General features: G+C 36.6%; 21 protein-coding genes and 1 tRNA gene. 9 read left to right on the top strand and 13 right to left on the bottom strand.

Annotated elements, in window-relative coordinates; all coding sequences use genetic code 11:
- The 7 genes from IL355_RS15830 to IL355_RS15800 all read right to left on the bottom strand — a co-directional run.
- Positions 1–341 (bottom strand): hypothetical protein (locus IL355_RS15830; RefSeq protein ID WP_192463077.1); only part of this gene is annotated, 341 nt, incomplete at its 3' end.
- A 218-nt stretch (positions 342–559) separates the two neighbouring features.
- On the bottom strand, positions 560–949 hold the full coding sequence (locus tag IL355_RS15825; RefSeq protein WP_192463076.1) for a DUF3592 domain-containing protein: 390 nt from the start codon (positions 947–949) through the stop codon (positions 560–562).
- Between the two features lie 29 nt (positions 950–978).
- Complete coding sequence (locus tag IL355_RS15820) at positions 979–1,470, bottom strand: hypothetical protein (RefSeq protein WP_192463075.1); 492 nt, start codon at positions 1,468–1,470, stop codon at positions 979–981.
- Between the two features lie 14 nt (positions 1,471–1,484).
- Positions 1,485–1,787, bottom strand: coding sequence for a type II toxin-antitoxin system RelE/ParE family toxin (locus IL355_RS15815; protein ID WP_192463074.1), 303 nt, complete (start codon positions 1,785–1,787; stop codon positions 1,485–1,487).
- A complete protein-coding gene (locus IL355_RS15810; protein WP_192463073.1) occupies positions 1,774–2,025 on the bottom strand; it encodes a type II toxin-antitoxin system ParD family antitoxin in 252 nt (83 codons plus the stop codon). Before IL355_RS15810 ends, IL355_RS15815 begins: the two co-directional genes overlap by 14 nt.
- Before the next feature lie 82 nt (positions 2,026–2,107).
- Positions 2,108–2,254, bottom strand: a complete 147-nt coding sequence (locus tag IL355_RS15805; RefSeq protein WP_192463072.1) for a hypothetical protein — start codon at positions 2,252–2,254, stop codon at positions 2,108–2,110.
- 216 nt (positions 2,255–2,470) lie between these two features.
- Positions 2,471–2,558 (bottom strand) — tRNA-Ser (locus IL355_RS15800).
- Between the two features lie 199 nt (positions 2,559–2,757).
- On the opposite strand from IL355_RS15800, the gene IL355_RS15795 reads away from it, so the two are divergent.
- Genes IL355_RS15795 through IL355_RS15770 form a run of 6 tightly spaced genes read left to right on the top strand, consistent with a single transcriptional unit; the run spans position 2,758 to position 8,355 of the window.
- Entirely contained in the window at positions 2,758–3,765 is a 1,008-nt protein-coding gene (locus IL355_RS15795; RefSeq protein ID WP_192463071.1) for a glycosyltransferase, read from the top strand.
- Positions 3,766–3,822: 57 nt separating this feature from the next.
- On the top strand, positions 3,823–5,745 hold the full coding sequence (locus tag IL355_RS15790; RefSeq protein WP_192463070.1) for a BatA domain-containing protein: 1,923 nt from the start codon (positions 3,823–3,825) through the stop codon (positions 5,743–5,745).
- Entirely contained in the window at positions 5,742–6,998 is a 1,257-nt protein-coding gene (locus IL355_RS15785; RefSeq protein WP_192463069.1) for a dihydroorotase, read from the top strand. The genes IL355_RS15790 and IL355_RS15785 overlap by 4 nt, the downstream gene beginning before the upstream one ends.
- Positions 6,999–7,019: 21 nt before the next feature.
- A complete protein-coding gene (locus IL355_RS15780) occupies positions 7,020–7,331 on the top strand; it encodes a hypothetical protein (RefSeq protein WP_187458191.1) in 312 nt (103 codons plus the stop codon).
- A gap of 4 nt (positions 7,332–7,335) precedes the next feature.
- Positions 7,336–7,662, top strand: coding sequence for a hypothetical protein (locus tag IL355_RS15775; RefSeq protein ID WP_192463068.1), 327 nt, complete (start codon positions 7,336–7,338; stop codon positions 7,660–7,662).
- A gap of 33 nt (positions 7,663–7,695) precedes the next feature.
- On the top strand, positions 7,696–8,355 hold the full coding sequence (locus IL355_RS15770; protein ID WP_192463067.1) for an alpha/beta hydrolase: 660 nt from the start codon (positions 7,696–7,698) through the stop codon (positions 8,353–8,355).
- 1 nt (position 8,356) lies between these two features.
- Here IL355_RS15770 and IL355_RS15765 read toward each other — a convergent pair whose 3' ends face one another.
- The gene (locus tag IL355_RS15765; RefSeq protein ID WP_187458189.1) at positions 8,357–8,851 is read right to left on the bottom strand and encodes a hydrolase; all 495 of its coding nucleotides are present in this window, start codon (positions 8,849–8,851) and stop codon (positions 8,357–8,359) included.
- A 16-nt stretch (positions 8,852–8,867) separates the two neighbouring features.
- Entirely contained in the window at positions 8,868–9,644 is a 777-nt protein-coding gene (locus tag IL355_RS15760) for an MBL fold metallo-hydrolase (RefSeq protein ID WP_192463066.1), read from the bottom strand.
- A gap of 76 nt (positions 9,645–9,720) precedes the next feature.
- Between IL355_RS15760 and IL355_RS15755 the strand changes: the two genes are divergently transcribed.
- Complete coding sequence (locus tag IL355_RS15755) at positions 9,721–11,187, top strand: TonB-dependent receptor (protein ID WP_192463065.1); 1,467 nt, start codon at positions 9,721–9,723, stop codon at positions 11,185–11,187.
- 50 nt (positions 11,188–11,237) lie between these two features.
- Here IL355_RS15755 and bcp read toward each other — a convergent pair whose 3' ends face one another.
- Positions 11,238–11,687: a thioredoxin-dependent thiol peroxidase gene (gene bcp / locus IL355_RS15750; protein WP_187458186.1), complete on the bottom strand. Its 450-nt coding sequence runs from the start codon at positions 11,685–11,687 to the stop codon at positions 11,238–11,240.
- 61 nt (positions 11,688–11,748) lie between these two features.
- Between bcp and IL355_RS15745 the strand changes: the two genes are divergently transcribed.
- Positions 11,749–12,411: an endonuclease III domain-containing protein gene (locus IL355_RS15745; RefSeq protein ID WP_192463064.1), complete on the top strand. Its 663-nt coding sequence runs from the start codon at positions 11,749–11,751 to the stop codon at positions 12,409–12,411.
- Positions 12,412–12,428: 17 nt separating this feature from the next.
- Here IL355_RS15745 and IL355_RS15740 read toward each other — a convergent pair whose 3' ends face one another.
- The 3 genes from IL355_RS15740 to IL355_RS15730 all read right to left on the bottom strand — a co-directional run bounded on the left by IL355_RS15740 (position 12,429) and on the right by IL355_RS15730 (position 14,413).
- Entirely contained in the window at positions 12,429–12,572 is a 144-nt protein-coding gene (locus IL355_RS15740) for a hypothetical protein (RefSeq protein WP_187458184.1), read from the bottom strand.
- A 71-nt stretch (positions 12,573–12,643) separates the two neighbouring features.
- Positions 12,644–13,225, bottom strand: a complete 582-nt coding sequence (locus IL355_RS15735; RefSeq protein WP_187458183.1) for an RNA polymerase sigma factor — start codon at positions 13,223–13,225, stop codon at positions 12,644–12,646.
- 606 nt (positions 13,226–13,831) lie between these two features.
- A complete protein-coding gene (locus IL355_RS15730) occupies positions 13,832–14,413 on the bottom strand; it encodes an RNA polymerase sigma factor (protein ID WP_192463063.1) in 582 nt (193 codons plus the stop codon).
- Between the two features lie 248 nt (positions 14,414–14,661).
- Between IL355_RS15730 and uvrA the strand changes: the two genes are divergently transcribed.
- On the top strand, positions 14,662–17,439 hold the full coding sequence (uvrA, locus tag IL355_RS15725) for an excinuclease ABC subunit UvrA (RefSeq protein WP_192463062.1): 2,778 nt from the start codon (positions 14,662–14,664) through the stop codon (positions 17,437–17,439).
- Positions 17,440–17,458: the final 19 nt, after the last annotated feature.

Here is a 17,458-nt window from a genome sequence, read left to right as displayed (position 1 = left end):
CGGTGACCTTCATTCCTGAATCGTACTGTTGGAGCATAGATACTATCTGTGCTTCGGTAAATCTGCTTTTCTTCATAATCTAAAAATAGTTGATTTTTAAACTGTTTGAAAAACAGGGAAGCCTTCAAAAACAGGGAAGCCTTCAAAAACAGGGAAGCCTTCATAGTATCCGAATAAATATAGCGATTTAAATTAGGGTCTTGAGATAGTTTTTTATTATCATGCAAAGAGGTCTCAAGTCTATCTGTAAGGTCAATTACTTCTGATGTCAGTCTGTTATTTTGACCATAAAGACAAATCGATATAATTGTCAAAATTGATGTAACTACTTTTCTTCCCATGTTTTAGTTTACCAAAAAGGAATTGTAAGTTATAAATTTAGTCATTTATGGGCAGAAGGCTACAGATATTTACTCATTTACCTTGATTTCAAGAGAAAAGCGAAACTGTATTTACATTTTTGCTCTGAATAATCATTTGTAGAAAATAGGGAAGGCTACAGCTACATTTTTAGGGAAGGCTACAAATCAATATACAACCTAAATTTAATTTTCAATGTTTAAGTGAATGCAACAAAAATTATAATAACACCTATAAAAAGTAAAAATATGCTTCGCTTTAAGTAGTAAAAAGGTGAATTAATAGTTGAATCACTATGTTTGTTTTTATTGACTAATACAGTTATATACTCGCCATGCATCAATAGGGTCTTTTGTTGGTATTTGTCAGTATCAGTAATTACGGTGTTGGAATATGTGGCTCCTTCAATTTGATATGTATAGGTTAGTTCCGCCAACATCATTTTGAATAGTCCATTACCTTGCCTCTTATATGCACCTTTTACTACTGTACCTTTAATCTTGATTCCATTTGAATAAGCGACATACTTACCAATATAAGCTAGACCCCAAAAGGCGAGAGTGATTCCTAAAAGTAATGGTAAAACCATAATCGAATTACAAGTTTTATTACTCTCAACTAATCCCAATAAAGGGTAAGTTCATAAAATATTTTCTTCTTCCTATCGATGCGAGCCCTACCCCAAGGAAAAGAAATAACATTTCTCTTATCCATCTTCAAATTCTCCCGGGTCAAATTCTGCAAAAGTTTTAGATAAAGGCATTTTACTTTTTTGAGCTTTTCACTATATCTTAAACTATCTTTTTTAAAAACTTCATTTTTTAAATACCCTTCAGTAAAATTAACATAGAGGTACAATAGCCTAGGATGTTCATCTTTGGTCCAATCCCATTTATAACAAAAACTAAAATGAATTTTAAACTCATTTTGAATCGTAATTGAATCATGTCTCAAATTAAACCATTGCCAGCGTTGATAATCTCCGGAAGACTTTTGTAGACTTGGTAATACCCTTCTTAAGCCCTCTTCGAAATTTTCATCAAAGAGCTTCGGTGGGGTTATATCAGCTTGGCGACAAGAAAGCTTGCCTGTCTTAAAATCTAAACGCATCGTTTAATTGAACCTTACTTAAGATGTTTTGGAAAATCCATTCGACCGCCCAAAACCCTTACAATGAATATTTGGTTCCCTATTATGTAGTAAAAGATTACGTGTGCCTTGTAACGATAACGTAGTAACATTTTATCCTTTATGGCCACATATCTCCTACCAAGTTCGGGATTTTTGGCCAGTTCGTCCAAAACACTTTTGAGGCCCTCTGCATATTTTAAGGATTGTGCTTCCCCGAATTCTTCAACCGTGTATTTGGCAATGGATTTAAAATCATCCCTTGCCTTTGCACTGATGACATATTTATTTTCCGGCATTGTGCTCATTTATCGCTTCTTCCCAAATACTATCTATAGTAGCATCGGTAGGACCACTCTCGACACCTTCAATAAGAGCTTCGTTCAGGTCCACAATGCGTTTTCTACGCTCTTGATCCTTCCGGATTATGTCCCTGATATATTCACTATCGTTAGTATAGAACCCCTGCTCTATCAAACTTTTTACAAAGGCTTCTTGTTGTTGCGTAAAAGTGATGGATTTTCTAATTACAGCCATATCGAACCAATATTAATAACTATGGTTCAATTTAGGTCTTATTTATGGAATAGGCAAGTATCGATTTTCGAACTTTTCGAAATTACTTCTCTGATTTTTTAATCAATCTAAAAATTAAAACTAATGGAATCAATGTGACTAAACCCCATGAATTTTTAAATACACTCCATGCAATTATTCCAACTAGGAAACCAATTAAAACTGCATCAATTGTCTTTGTCTTTTTCATCGTTTATTAAAACTTTCCTCTAAGTTATGATTTCTAAAATGACAACTGTACAAAGCGGAAAAGCTCCAAAAAGAAGTATGTTTACATAACATTCGGTTAGTAAACTTCAAGCGTTGGACAAAAACATTATTCCCGCTCCTTAGGCTTGGGAACATTAACTAGCACCAAAAATAACATCTATAAAAAAAGCCCCTGTCAGGGGCTTTTTAAGTCTACTGGCGGAGAAAGAGGGATTCGAACCCCCGGAGGTGTGACCCTCAACAGTTTTCAAGACTGCCGCATTCGACCACTCTGCCATTTCTCCAATATGTCTTAGAAGTTTTAGTTTTCAAAATTGCCGCTCCCGATAGCTATCAGGACAACCACTCTGCCATTTCTCCTAAGCGGGTGCAAATATAAGAACCTTTTTTATTAGGTTAAAGTAAAATTGAAATTTATTTTGGCTTAAGGACCCCTCTTTTTATCCATTACACTTTACTAAGCGTTTTATGTAAATTGCATTCATGCAAAATCCGCTGGTCAGTATTCTCATTCCTTTTAAAAATACTTCGGAGTTTCTTCCAGATTGCCTAAACTCCATAATTGAACAAACTTATTCGCATTGGGAAATTTTGGCAGTGGATGATGGTTCCAGTGACTCCAGTTATCAAATAGTAGAAGAATATGCCCATAAAGATGAACGAATAAAACTCTCCAAAAACCCCGGAAGCGGTATTATACAGGCTTTGAGACATGCTTTTAATCAAAGTAAAGGCCAAATGGTAACACGAATGGACTCCGATGATATTATGACATTAAACAAACTTGAAGTTATGGTCAATTCATTACTTCGTGAGGGTAATGGCCATGTAGCGGTAGGTCAGGTGACCTATTTTTCAAGTAGAGGAATCAGTAATGGGTATGCCCGATACGAAAAATGGCTGAACTATCTTACCGAAAACGGTAGTAACTACAATGAAATCTATAAAGAGTGTGTCATTCCTTCGCCTTGTTGGATGACTTACCGCGATGATCTATTAAAAGTAGGCGCATTTGATTCCAACCGGTATCCAGAGGATTATGATCTTACTTTCAGATTCTACCGGAACAATTTAAAATGTATTCCTTGCAATCAGGTCTTACACTATTGGAGGGATTACGATCATAGAACCTCCAGAACCAGTGAACACTACGCCCAAAATTATTTTCTTGGTATTAAGTTGCATTATTTTTTAAATATCGACTACAAGAAAGATAGCGTTTTAACCATTTGGGGTGCGGGATATAAAGGCAAGGAAATTGCCAAAGGTCTACAAAAAGCAGGTCTTAAGTTTATATGGTTGTGTGATAACCCCAACAAAATAGGAAAGGACATCTATGGGGTAGAAATGCAGCATTTTTCTACGCTTAAAAATATTGAAAACCCACAGAGCATCATTACAGTTGCCAATGAGCAAGCCCAAGAATCCATTAAAAAATATCTCGCTAAACTAGGTCATCAAAATATGGAAGATTACTTCTTTTTTTGCTAGCTATCGTTCTAAAGCAATCCTTCTTTTTTATCTATATTTGCTTACTCAACTCAGGATATGCAATTTAAACATCCAGAACTTCTTTGGGCATTATTTCTTCTCCTGATTCCTATTTTTATTCATCTTTTTCAACTTAGAAAATTTCAAAAAACTCCTTTTACGAACGTAAAACTGCTCAAGAAGGTAGTTATTGAATCACGAAAGAGCAATACCCTCAAAAAGTGGTTGTTGCTGGTTACTAGACTTCTATTGTTGGCAGCTTTGGTCACTGCTTTTGCCCAACCCTTTTTTGCCAAAAATCAAGCTTTAAAAGAAAAAGAGAACATTATTTACCTTGATGATTCTTTTAGCATGCAGCTAAAAAAAGAAGGAATCACACTTCTGCAAAATGCAGTTCAAGACTTTATTAAGTCGGCACCTAAAGACCAACGCCTTACACTATTCACCAATACAAGAACTTTTAAGGATGTTCGGGTTCAGGATATACAGAATGAACTATTATCCCTTGAACATAGCTTTAAGCAACTAACTATTAAGGAGGTAGAGTTAAAGGCGCAAACTTTTTTTTCCGCAGATGACCAGACTGACAAAAACCTAATTCTGGTATCGGATTTTCAAAATGCTTTGGGTGAAATTTCATCAGATTCCAGTCAACAAATTCAAAAGCATTGGGTACAGTTAAAAGGTGATAGCGAAAACAATGTATCCATCGACTCTGTTTTTTTGGAGAAAACGGAAGGAGATTATCTAAATCTTTCCGTAAAACTAACAAGTCAAAACCAGTTGGACAACATCCCGGTCTCTCTTTACAATGACAGTACATTAACCGCTAAAAGCTCAGCATCCTTTAATGAACAAAACCAAGGAGCCATTACTTTTACCATTCCAAAGGGAGAGCAATTTAATGGGAAAATAGAATTGGTAGATACGGGGCTTAACTATGACAACAAGTTCTTCTTTAATATTGAGGAAAGGGAGCAAATTAAGGTACTGACCGTTAGTGAAGAAGAAAGCAATTTTTTAAGTCGAATATTTACCTCAGATGAGTTCCTATACGCATCTGCCCTTCTCAAAAATTTAAATTACAGTGAAATTGAAGAACAGAATCTCATCATCCTAAACGAACTTAAAGAAATTACATCAACTTTAGCCACTAGTTTAAGAGCATTTGCTGCTTCGGGAGGTCATATTACAATTATACCTGCAGCGGAGACTGATAACTCATCCTACAATTTATTTCTATCCCAATTAAGCAACATTACAATCGGACCAAAATTGGAATCGGAAAAAAAAATAACAAGCATAAGTTTTAACCATCCATTATTTGCCAACGTTTTTGAAAAAAACGTTACCAATTTTCAATATCCCAATACTCGTTTTCATTATAAGATCCAATCATCTCTACCATCTGCCCTGGCCTACCAAGACCAAACTCCCTTTTTAGTAGGTGATGATACCATTTATGTGTTTTCATCGCCATTGTCAAAGGATTATTCCAATTTTAAAAACTCTCCTTTGATAGTTCCTACATTCTATAAAATGGGTAGCAACAGTCTCAAAATTCCTCATCTATATTATACGTTAGGTGACGAAAATTCTTTGGATGTAACAGTTGCTCTAAGAAAGGATGGTATTCTTAAACTTGCAAAAAAAGGGCTTGAGTTTATTCCTCCTCAACAATCATTATCCAACAAAGTGCGACTTACTTTTAATGACCATCTTACGGATGATGGAGTTTTCAATATTTTAGACAATGGTAAAACTGTAGGACATGCCAGTTTTAATTTTAACAGGAATGAAAGCAGGTTGAACTATCTACAACTTGAAGAAAAAGAGAATATTAAAACTTACAGCTCCCTTGCCGAATTATTTGTCGGTTTGGAAAAAGACAATAGGGTTACGGAGCTTTGGAAATGGTTTGTTATTTTAGCGCTGTTATTTCTTATGGTTGAAATACTCATTCAAAAATTCCTTAAATGAACATCCTTTTAAAGTCGGCCACAATTGTTAACTCCAATCAAAAGGATATACATTTAAAAGAACGGGACATCCTAATTGAGGATGGAATTATCTCTAAAATTGCAGATAAAATTGAAGGAGAAAAGGCCACACAGATAATCCGTTTAGAGAATTTGCATGTTTCATTGGGTTGGATGGATACCGGTGTAAGTTTTGGGGAACCTGGTCATGAGGATAGGGAAACCATTGAAAACGGACTTCTTACTGCGGCAAAAAGCGGGTTTACGGATATAATATTGAACCCTAATGTTCATCCGGTTCCCGATAGCAGCCCTGACATTGTCTTTTTAAAGAACGCTGCTAAAAACCAACTTACCAATCTACATCCATTAGGTACTTTGACCATGAATGCGGATGGTGAAGACTTGGCAGAACTTTTTGACATGAAAAACGTCGGAGCTGTTGGCTATTATGATTATAAGCTACCTATAAAAAATTCCAACCTCTTAAAAATTGCACTTCAATATACCCAAAATTTTAATGGATTGGTTTTTTCTTTTCCGTTGGACACCCAAATTAAAGGGAAAGGAATCGTAAATGAAGGTGAAGTTTCTACTAAATTAGGATTAAAAGGTATCCCCGCTTTGGCCGAAGAACTTCAGATAGCGAGAGACCTTTTCATTTTGGAATATGCGGGCGGGCGACTGCACATACCCACCATTTCAACGGCAAATTCAGTTTCCCTTATTGCGGAAGCAAAGAAAAAGGGGCTCAATGTTAGCTGTAGTGTTGCAGTACACAATCTATTTTTCACCGATACCGAACTGGAAGGATTTGATTCGGATTTTAAGGTAATGCCTCCCTTACGTACTAAAGAAGATTCCAAAGCATTGCTAAAAGGTATTAAATCTGGTGTAATTGATTTTGTAAGCACCGATCATACCCCCTTGACCATTGAAGAAAAGCGTGTTGAGTTTGACAATGCCAATTATGGTACCATTGGGCTTGAAAGTGCCTTTAGTGCACTTAATGTTCTACTGGGGGCAGAAAAAACGGTGAATTTGTTGACACAAGGCCGAAGAACTTTTGGAGTAACGGAGCCGGTCCTTTTAGAAGGTCAGGCAGCCAATCTAACTTTGTTTGACCCAGATACCAAAATAAAGTTTACGGAGGAGCATATTTACAGCACCTCTAAAAACAGTATGTTTCTTAATAGAACGCTCAAAGGGCGCGTTTACGGCAGCATCAACAACTCCAAAATTGTACTAAATTAGTAAGAACCAAAACATAGGATTATGGACCAACATACCATTACAGAAGGAAAGACCATTGCGATCATTAGTTACATCACCTTTATAGGATTAATCATCGCGTACTTTATGAACAATAATAAAAACAACGCTTTTGCCCAATTTCATATAGAACAATCCCTGCGGATTGTGATTTTGGGATTGGCCAATTCTGTTCTAAGTTGGTTCCTGCCAGGTTCTTTAAGCATTGTTTCAACAATCATTGGGTTAGGTATTCTTGTACTTATCATCTTGGGCATTGTAAATGCGATTAACGGAAAAGCAGAACCGCTCCCCATAATAGGAACAATCGGATAAGTTGATGAAAGAGAATATAAAGGAAGGCAAAACTGCCGCAATAACCGCCTATTTTACCATTGTAGGTTCACTTATTGCCATTAGTATGAATGCCGAACCTAAAAATAGTTTTGCCAGATTTCACATAAGGCAGGCTTTTGGGCTCCACCTATTGTTTATTGCCTTTGGCATTCTGTCCAGTAATTGGGGAAACATTTATTCTTTCTTTGGGTTGATGCTATCGTATTCCATTCTGTGGTTCTACGGTTTTTTTGGAGCATTAAGCGAGAAAAAACAGTCTATACCAATTTTGGGACCCTATTTTCAAAAATGGTTTACATTTATCAGCTAAATTTAACTTTACTCTCTTTACCCCCAACTTAACATGACCACCGCACCTTTATCTTTAGAACATATAATAAAGCCCTCGTCCATTAATGACGGTCAACCTCCAGTTATGTTTATGTTCCATGGCTACGGTAGTAACGAGGAAGACTTATTTTCCTTTGCTCCCGAACTACCGGACGAACTTTGTATAATTTCAGTAAGAGCCCCATATCGCTTAGAGCCTTTTGGACATGCCTGGTACGCCATTAATTTTGATGCTGAACAAGGTAAATGGAGCGATGATGAGCAAGCCAAGGAATCTAGGGAAAAGATTGTTTCGTTTATTGATGAAGCCTGTGCAACCTATGGTTTGGATACTACAAGAGTCACTCTCCTAGGTTTTAGCCAAGGCACCATTTTAAGTTATTCCGTAGCACTTTCCTATCCCGAAAAAATCAAAAATGTGATAGCGCTCAGTGGATATATCAATGAAGGAATACTAGGGAATGATTACCAAGAAAAGGATCATAAGAAATTACAGGTGTATGCCTCTCATGGTCAGGTAGACCAGGTAATCCCGCCAGAATGGGCCCAAAGAGCTCCAGAAATTCTTAAAAAACTAGGGGTAAATCATGTATACGAGGAATTTCCAGTGGGTCATGGCGTATCTCCACAGAATTTTTATTCCTTTAAAAAGTGGTTGGAAGACAAAATATAAACTAGTTGCTACGGGTATACAGCAAATGATCCAGAGTCGTAAAATCAACTCCCATGTCATCCTTCAGTTCGTATTTTATGAGCAGCTCTCCCCAGTACTTACCGTCTGAAAAATCAGTAAGAATCCATTTATGGTTCAAAACCTTGATTTTATTGATTTTAAAATCACTTTCCATACCTTCATAGGGAACTAAAGGATTATCGCCTTCATTTTCATTGGTTTCCAATAGTTTATCTGCAATATACCTTGAGGGATCGTCCATATCTAAATGGTCATAATAAGCCAAGGCATCATCATTGTTCTCTAAAGAAAAATATTGCATTTCCAGGACTTTTAATTTTTCATTTTGTACCTCTTCCTCCAATTGGGCCACTTTTGATTCCAAACTGGAAACCTTGGCATCTTTGGCTTTCATCATATTCCCATTGCTTACAAAAAGGTATAAACAGATGAGGGAAACAAACAAAAATAGGTATAGGAAGATTTTACTTTTCATCAGTAATTAAGAAAATTTAGATAGTTAAAATTAAATTGTCGTAGGCCAAATGTACATTTTCCGGAAGTTTCTTTTCTACTTGATCGTGAAAACCTAACAAGTGACTAATATGTGTAAGATAGGCTTTCTCTGGCCTAACTTCTTTTACAAAGCTAAGCGCTTCTTCCAAATTGAAATGGGAATGATGGGGCTCCTCCCTAAGGGCATTCACCACCAACACCTTAGTCCCAAGAATTTTGTTCTTTTCTACCTCCGAAATCGTTTTCACATCTGTTAAATAGGTAAAATCATCCAATCGAAAACCAAATACCTGCACTCGGTTATGATTGGCCTCAATGGGCGTAACCAATTTGTCTCCAATAGCAAAAGAAACTCCTTTTTCAATGGTGTTTACGGCAACAGCGGGAGCGCCTGGGTACCTATTGGCATCTGTAAATATATAATCAAATCGTTTTTTTAATGAATTTGCGACCCTTTCATGTGCATATATAGGAATATCTCCTTGCCTGAAAAAAAAGGGCCTAATATCATCGAGTCCAGCAGTATGGTCTGAATGTTCATGAGTAAACAAAATACCATCCAATCTAGCTACATTGTGGGTAAGCATCTGCTGCCTAAAATCGGGTCCGCAATCTACCACATAATTATAGTTGCCCCAAGATATCATGATAGATACCCTAAGTCTTTTATCTTTTGAATTTTCACTAAGGCAGACAGGATGTTTGCTCCCTATTATTGGAATACCTTGAGAAGTTCCGGTGCCTAAAAAAGTAATTTTTAACGGCTCATTCATCTAAAGCCAAATTTATAACTAAATAATTTAATAGATAGATTGAACTTTTTAACTTTGTTTACACAAAATCGACCCAATGGCATCAGTTCTAAAAAGGGACACTTCCTTTGAAAATATTCCTTCCATCAAGGCTAAAACCCTAAGAATCAACCTAAATCCTGACATCTATGGCACCTTTGCCGAAATTGGTGCTGGCCAAGAGACGGCCAGGCATTTTTTTAGGGCCGGTGGCGCCTCTGGCACTATTGCCAAAGCGATGAGCGCTTATGATAAGGATTTTAGTGATGCCGTTTATGGAATTGAAGAGGACGGTAGGTATGTTACTCAATCCCGTCTCAAAAAAATGCTATCCCATGAAATGCGCCTAATGGAAGAGCGTATTAGCCGAGACAGACATCCTGACCGTTTGTTCTTTGCGTACGCCAATACCGTGGCTACCATAGATTTTTCCAAAAGGTACAAAGGTCATGGTTGGGTGGGAATTAGATTTCAGCTAGACCCTAAGCAAAAGGAGTTTGATGAAATTATCCTACACATTCGCTTTAAGCAAAATGAGGCTAGACTACAACAAGAAACGCTTGGAATTCTGGGTGTTAACTTAATTTATGGTGCTTTTTACAAATACCATAAGCCAAGGAAAATGTTGAAATATTTATATGACCATATCGATAAGGATACGGTGGAGATAGATATGATTAATTTTTCAGGTCCCAATTTTAAGGATGTAGACAATAGGTTAATGAGCTTACAGCTTATTAGAAATGACATGACCGATGCCGTTATGTTTGGTCCTGACGGCAACAATTTACTACCTGCCGCAGTCCTTTACAAGAAGAATATTTTGGCGTTGCGGGGAAGTTTTAGGCCGGTAACCAAAGTGAATATGGACATGTTCCATAAATCACATGATATTTTTATTCGTGATCAGGCGGTGGACCAAAACAATACCATTGTCATTTTTGAAATTACCCTGTCCAATCTTAAGGCCTCGGGTGAAATTGATGAACAGGATTTCATGGATCGCGCAGAACTTTTATGCGCCTTGGGCCATACGGTTATGATATCTAAATTTCAAGAATACTACAAATTGGTTGAATATCTCAACAAATACACCAAAGCCAAGATTGGTCTCACCATGGGCGTTAACAATCTTGTGGATATTTTTGACGAAAAATACTATAGACACTTGAGTGGAGGCATTTTGGAGGCATTTGGAAAATTGTTCTTCAAAGAACTACAAGTCTATCTTTATCCTATGAAAAATGCAGAAACTGGTCAGATTATGACCAGCAATAATGTGAAAGTTCATCCTAGAATGAAAGAATTGTACAAATTCTTTAAGTACAATGGCAAGGTAATGGACATCATAGATTACGACCCGGAAATTATGCATATCTTCTCGAGAGATGTTTTAAAGAGAATCATCAATGATGAAGAGGGTTGGGAAGAAATGTTACCCAAAGGGATCGCCGAAACTATTAAGAAAAACAATCTCTTTACCCGAAAATTGGTAAGATGCGAAGAAGAAGACCAAGTAAAATAAAAGTATACAAAACAAAAAAGTCCCGAAATATATTTCGGGACTTTTTTGTTTTAGGCATCCAGTATTTGAGAGGCGTGGTCTTTAGTCTTCACTTTTTCAATAACCCTTTCCACTACTCCATTTTCATCAATTAAAAATGTAGTCCTTAAAATTCCTTCGAACTCTCTTCCCATAAATTTCTTGGGGCCCCAAACCCCAAACGCATTAATAACGGAATGGTCTTCATCCGCCAATAAGGGAAAAGGTAATTCGTATTTACTTTTAAAATTGGATTGCTTCTTTTCTGTATCCTCACTTACCCCTAAAAGTTCATAACCTGCAGCTTTTAAGGCATTATAATTGTCACGTAAATTACACGCCTCAGCAGTACACCCTGGTGTGTTGGCTCTTGGGTAGAAAAAAACAATCAATTTTTGTCCCTTATAATCCGATAATTTTATGATGGTACCATCTTGATCTTTGGAAATAAAATCAGGTACACTATCCCCTACTTTCAACATATGTTTCTTATTTTAATTTACCTTCGCAAATCAGTTATTTTTTTAACGAAACTAAGTAAAAATGACGAAAGCCGAAAAGGTTACATTTGTTATACGGACCTTACAAGAACTTTACCCGGAAATCCCGGTTCCCTTAGACCATAAAGACCCATATACCCTGTTGATTGCGGTTCTTATGTCTGCGCAAAGTACAGATGTAAGGGTCAATCAGATCACACCGTTACTTTTTGAAAAAGCGGATAACCCATTTGATATGGTGAAACTATCCGTAGAGGAGATAAGGGAAATTATTAAACCTGTAGGTCTATCCCCAATGAAATCCAAAGGTATTCATGGATTATCACACATATTAATAGAAAAGTATAATGGAGAGGTTCCAAAAGAGATTGAGCTATTGGAAGAGCTGCCCGCAGTTGGCCATAAAACGGCAAGTGTAGTGGTTTCCCAAGCGTTTGGCATTCCAGCATTTCCTGTAGATACCCATATTCACCGTTTAATGTACCGCTGGGGTTTTTCCAACGGAAAAAATGTTGTTCAAACAGAAAAAGATGCAAAGAGATTGTTTCCCAAAGAATTGTGGAACGACCTTCACTTGCAAATTATCTGGTATGGTCGTGAATATTCACCCGCCCGGGGATGGAATTTGGATAAAGACATCATCACCAAAACCATTGGAAGAAAAACTGTACTTTATGAATATCTAAAAACAAGAAAGCCCCAATAAACTGGGGCTTTCTTGTTTTAGTTTAAACTGTTTTCAAAACAGAATTCTTTATATTCCGTTACATGAAATTGTTTGGAGAAATCCAATAAAAACCGGATTGTCTCAGCACTTGTCTTTACAAACTTACCTCTTTCAAGGTTCTCAGAGTAGATTTTTTCCATATCAGTAGCATAGTTATACTAAGGATAACGCAACTACATAGGAAATATTGTTATTTAATTTTGTGACCTTCTTAATTTGTTAAAACAATATTGTTCTTTTCAATAATTTTTCTGAGGTTGATTAAAGCATATCTCATTCTACCTAGTGCGGTATTTATGCTTACTCCTGTATTTTCTGAAATCTCTTTAAAGCTCATATCTCTGTAGATACGCATGATAAGAACTTCTCTCTGGTCATCTGGCAACTCTTCAACCAGGGTCCTAAGGTCGCTATCGATCTGGTCTTTGATCAATTGCTTTTCTGCATTCAATTTTTCATCACCAATTACGGAAAAAATGTTAAAATCATCATTTCCCTCGAACATTGGCATTCTTTTGTTCTTCCTAAAGTGGTCTATAATTAGGTTATGAGCTATTCTCATTACCCAAGGTAAAAATTTACCCTCTTCACTATAACTTCCTTTTTTAAGGGTTTTGATTACTTTAATAAAGGTATCCTGAAAGATATCTTCGGTAATATCCCTATCCAAAACTTTAGAGTAAATGAAACTCGTAATTCTTTGGTTGTGACGATTGATTAAAATCTCCAGGGCTTTTTCATCACCTGAAATGTAATCTCTAACTAGTACTGAGTCTTCGGTCTGTAGGTTCATGCGTGCTTTTTTTAGATTTGAGCAACCAAATAAGATTGCTATAAGGTCATTAGTTAATTTTTCTGTTAATCCTTTGAGGGATAGCTTGTTTAATTCTGATATAAAACTAGAAAGATTGAGGGTTGTTGAGAAAACAATGTTGTCAAACTGCCAGTTTCTGATGTGAAAACCTACATTTTCTGTTTTCTATAAAATAAATGGAATACAAGTGCGTTGATTTTCACTTGAACTGGAGAAATATTCTTGGTTTTTACCCTTTAAATTCTTTTATACTAGAGGATAAAGGTGACTGTTATCGCTCAACTAGGTTGAAAATAAACTAGTTACAATAAAAAAAGGCCTTGATTTAGCTATCAAGACCTTTCTTAAATGTTGAAGTTTTTAAATCTAGTTCATATTAGATTCAAACTTAATTCCTTTGGCTTCCGTTACTTTTAAGGATTTAGAATAATCCAATAAGAACTTAACTGTTCTATCACTAGCCTTTAATTCATTTTCTTTTCTTCGATTCGCAGAGTAAATTTTTTCCATATCTATATCCAGTATTGTTACTGCATAATAACGCCGTGAATATAAATATAATGAATACGTTCGACCTATGGTCCATTAAATCGTTAAAACAATATCATTTTGCTCAATGATCTTTCTAAGATTAATAAGTGCGTAGCGCATTCTTCCCAATGCCGTATTAATACTTACCCCTGTATTTTCAGAAATTTCCTTAAAACTCATATCCTTATAGATACGCATGACCAAAACATCTCTTTGGTCTGCTGGCAATTCGTTTATCAAGACCCCCAAATCCAAATCAATTTGATCTTTTATAATCTGGTGCTCAACATTGAGTTTATCATCACCTATAAATGAAAAGATATCGAAAGTATTAGAACCATCGTACATGGGCATTCTGCTACTTTTTCTAAAATGATCAATAATTAGGTTATGGGCAATTCTCATGACCCACGGTAGAAATTTTCCTTCTTCATTATAAGTACCCCTTCTTAGGGTTTTTATTACCTTAATAAAGGTATCTTGAAAAATGTCCTCGGTAATGTCCCTACTGTTTACCTTGGAGTAAATAAAACTACTAAGTCGTTGATTGTGCTTGTCTATGAGTGCTTCCAGAGCTTTTTCATCACCGGAAACATATTTTTTGATTAGAACGGAATCTTCTAGTTGTACATCCATAGCTATTACTTTTTAAATTAAAACACAACACCTGTTATTGAAGAGAAGGTGTGGTGATAAAACTGGCTTAAATTTTAAAAAAGTAATAGTATACTATAGGCGTCTTAACGTTTTGTTAGATTCAAATATAGAAAAAATTAAGTATTACCTACAAAATTCTTTCCAACTTCATCTTTTGAGCACTCCTATATAACATACGAGTCAGTAATTATAAAGGTTCATTGTATCTTTGCATAAGATATATGAAAATGACAGTGAATCTAGACGTCAACCCCAAGGAAAACATCATCATTAAAGGAGCTAACCTTCACAACCTAAAGAATATAGATGTTGTCATTCCCAGAAACAAATTAGTAGTGATAACGGGCCTCTCTGGGTCGGGGAAATCCAGTTTAGCCTTTGATACCCTCTATGCCGAAGGACAGCGAAGATATGTAGAAAGCTTATCTTCCTACGCTAGGCAGTTTCTTGGCAAACTTGACAAACCTAAAGTAGAATATATAAAAGGTATTGCCCCGGCCATTGCCATTGAGCAAAAGGTAAACTCTACCAATCCTCGTTCTACAGTGGGAACAACCACTGAAATTTACGACTATCTTAAATTGTTGTACGCAAGGATTGGTAAGACCTATTCCCCAATTTCTGGAAGACAAGTAAAAAAGGATTCGGTTACGGATGTTGTAGAGCATATAAAAACTTTTGATGAGGGTACCAAGCTACTCCTATTGGCCCCTATTCACATTCCCGAAAACCGTGAAGTTGGTAAATCCCTTCAATTACTGAGTAAACAAGGATATGCCCGTATTCAATATAAAGGTGAGGTTTTTCGCATAGATAATGCTCCTAAAAATCTAGACCGTGATTTTTATTTAGTGGTAGACAGGGTCATCGTTAAAGATGATGAAGATTTTTATAATAGATTGGCCAATGCCGTAGATACCGCTTTCTTTGAAGGTAAGGGAGAATGTATCATAGAAGAATTACAGAATGGAAAACAAACCCCGTTTAGCAATAAATTTGAGCTAGACGGACTCACATTTCTAGAGCCCAACGTACATCTTTTCAGCTTTAACAATCCTTATGGGGCATGTCCTAAATGTGAAGGCTATGGAGACGTAATTGGAATAGATGAAGATTTAGTTATCCCCAATACGGGCATTTCAGTTTATGATAATGCCGTTTCACCTTGGAGAGGGGAAACTATGGGTTGGTACCGAGATCAACTTGTAAACTCGGCCTATAAATTTGACTTTCCAATACACAAACCCTGGTTTGAACTTACGGATAAACAAAAACAATTGGTTTGGGGCGGTAACGACCATTTTATCGGCATCCATAAATTTTTTGAATCCCTAGAGGAAAAGAGTTATAAAATTCAGAATAGGGTAATGCTTTCCCGCTATAGGGGTAAAACCAAATGCGATGTCTGTAAAGGGAAACGGCTTAGAAAAGAAACGGATTATGTAAAAATTGATGGTAAGAGTATATCAGATTTGGTTGAACTTCCCATAAAACGGCTCATTCCGTTTTTTGAAGAGCTGAACCTAAGCCCAAATGACGAAAAAATTGCTTCCAGATTACTTAAAGAGATCAACACCAGATTAGGCTTCCTGTTAAAGGTAGGCCTAAGTTATCTTACCTTAAATAGAAAGAGCAATTCCCTTTCCGGTGGGGAGAGCCAACGGATCAATTTGGCCACCTCCTTGGGAAGTAGCCTCGTGGGGAGTATGTATATCTTGGATGAACCTAGTATTGGCTTACATCCCAAGGATACGGAAAACCTTATTGAGGTACTCCTCTCCTTAAGGGACTTAGGAAATACGGTCATTGTAGTTGAGCATGATGAGGATATCATGAAAGCAGCAGACGAAGTAATAGATATTGGCCCGGAAGCGGGAAGCCATGGAGGTGAAGTTGTGGCATATGGTCCCCTTACCAAAGTTTTAAAATCAAATTCCCTTACCGCCGGGTACCTCAACGGATCCAAAGAAATAGAAGTTCCAAAGAAAAGGAGAACATCCAAAGATTTTATCAAAATACTTGGCGCAAGGGAGAACAACCTTAAAAATATAGATGTAACCTTTCCTTTAAATATGCTAACAGTTGTTACCGGAGTGTCCGGTAGCGGAAAAAGTACGTTGGTAAAAAAATTACTTTATCCTATCATACTTAAGGAAACCGGTGGGTATGGTGAAAAAACGGGGCAGTACAGTAGTTTTGAAGGGCAGTTCAAAAATATCAAACATGTAGAATTTGTAGACCAAAACCCTATTGGAAGGTCTTCTAGATCAAATCCGGTAACTTACATTAAGGCTTATGATGACATAAGAAATCTTTTTGCTTCTCAGAAATTATCCAAAATAAGAGCCTATCAAGCAAAACATTTTTCTTTTAATGTTGATGGCGGCCGATGTGAAAAATGTAAGGGTGAGGGCGAAATTACTGTTGAGATGCAATTTATGGCAGATGTTCATCTTGAATGCGATACCTGCCATGGCAAACGATTTAAAAAAGAAGTACTTGAGGTAAAATTTAACGATGCCAATATTGACGATGTTCTGAACATGACCATTGAGGATGCCATCGCTTTTTTTGAACTGCACAAGCAAAAACGAATTGTAACTAAACTCAGGCCGCTACAAGATGTTGGTTTGGGCTACGTTACTTTGGGTCAATCTTCCTCCACCCTTTCCGGTGGTGAGGCGCAAAGAATTAAACTAGCTTCCTTTTTGGTGAAAGGAACCACCAAGGACAAAGCACTTTTCATTTTTGATGAACCTACCACGGGTCTACATTTTCACGATATTAAAAAACTACTTAAATCTTTTGATGCTCTTATAGAAAAAGGACATTCTGTAGTGGTGATCGAACATAACATTGAACTCATTAAATGTGCGGATTATATTGTTGATCTGGGTCCCGAAGGAGGAGAAAATGGAGGCGATTTATTGGTTACGGGAACGCCGGAGGAGGTAGTTAAAAATAACAAATCCTTTACCGCAAAATACCTGGCCGAAAAACTATAATTTCTCTGAATCAAGCTTT

Origin of the sequence: Euzebyella saccharophila, from assembly GCF_014855495.1 — a bacterium.
Taxonomy (GTDB): Bacteria; Bacteroidota; Bacteroidia; order Flavobacteriales; family Flavobacteriaceae; genus Euzebyella; species Euzebyella saccharophila.
Note: the sequence above shows the minus strand (reverse complement) of the source record. Positions and strands in the feature narration are given on the sequence as shown.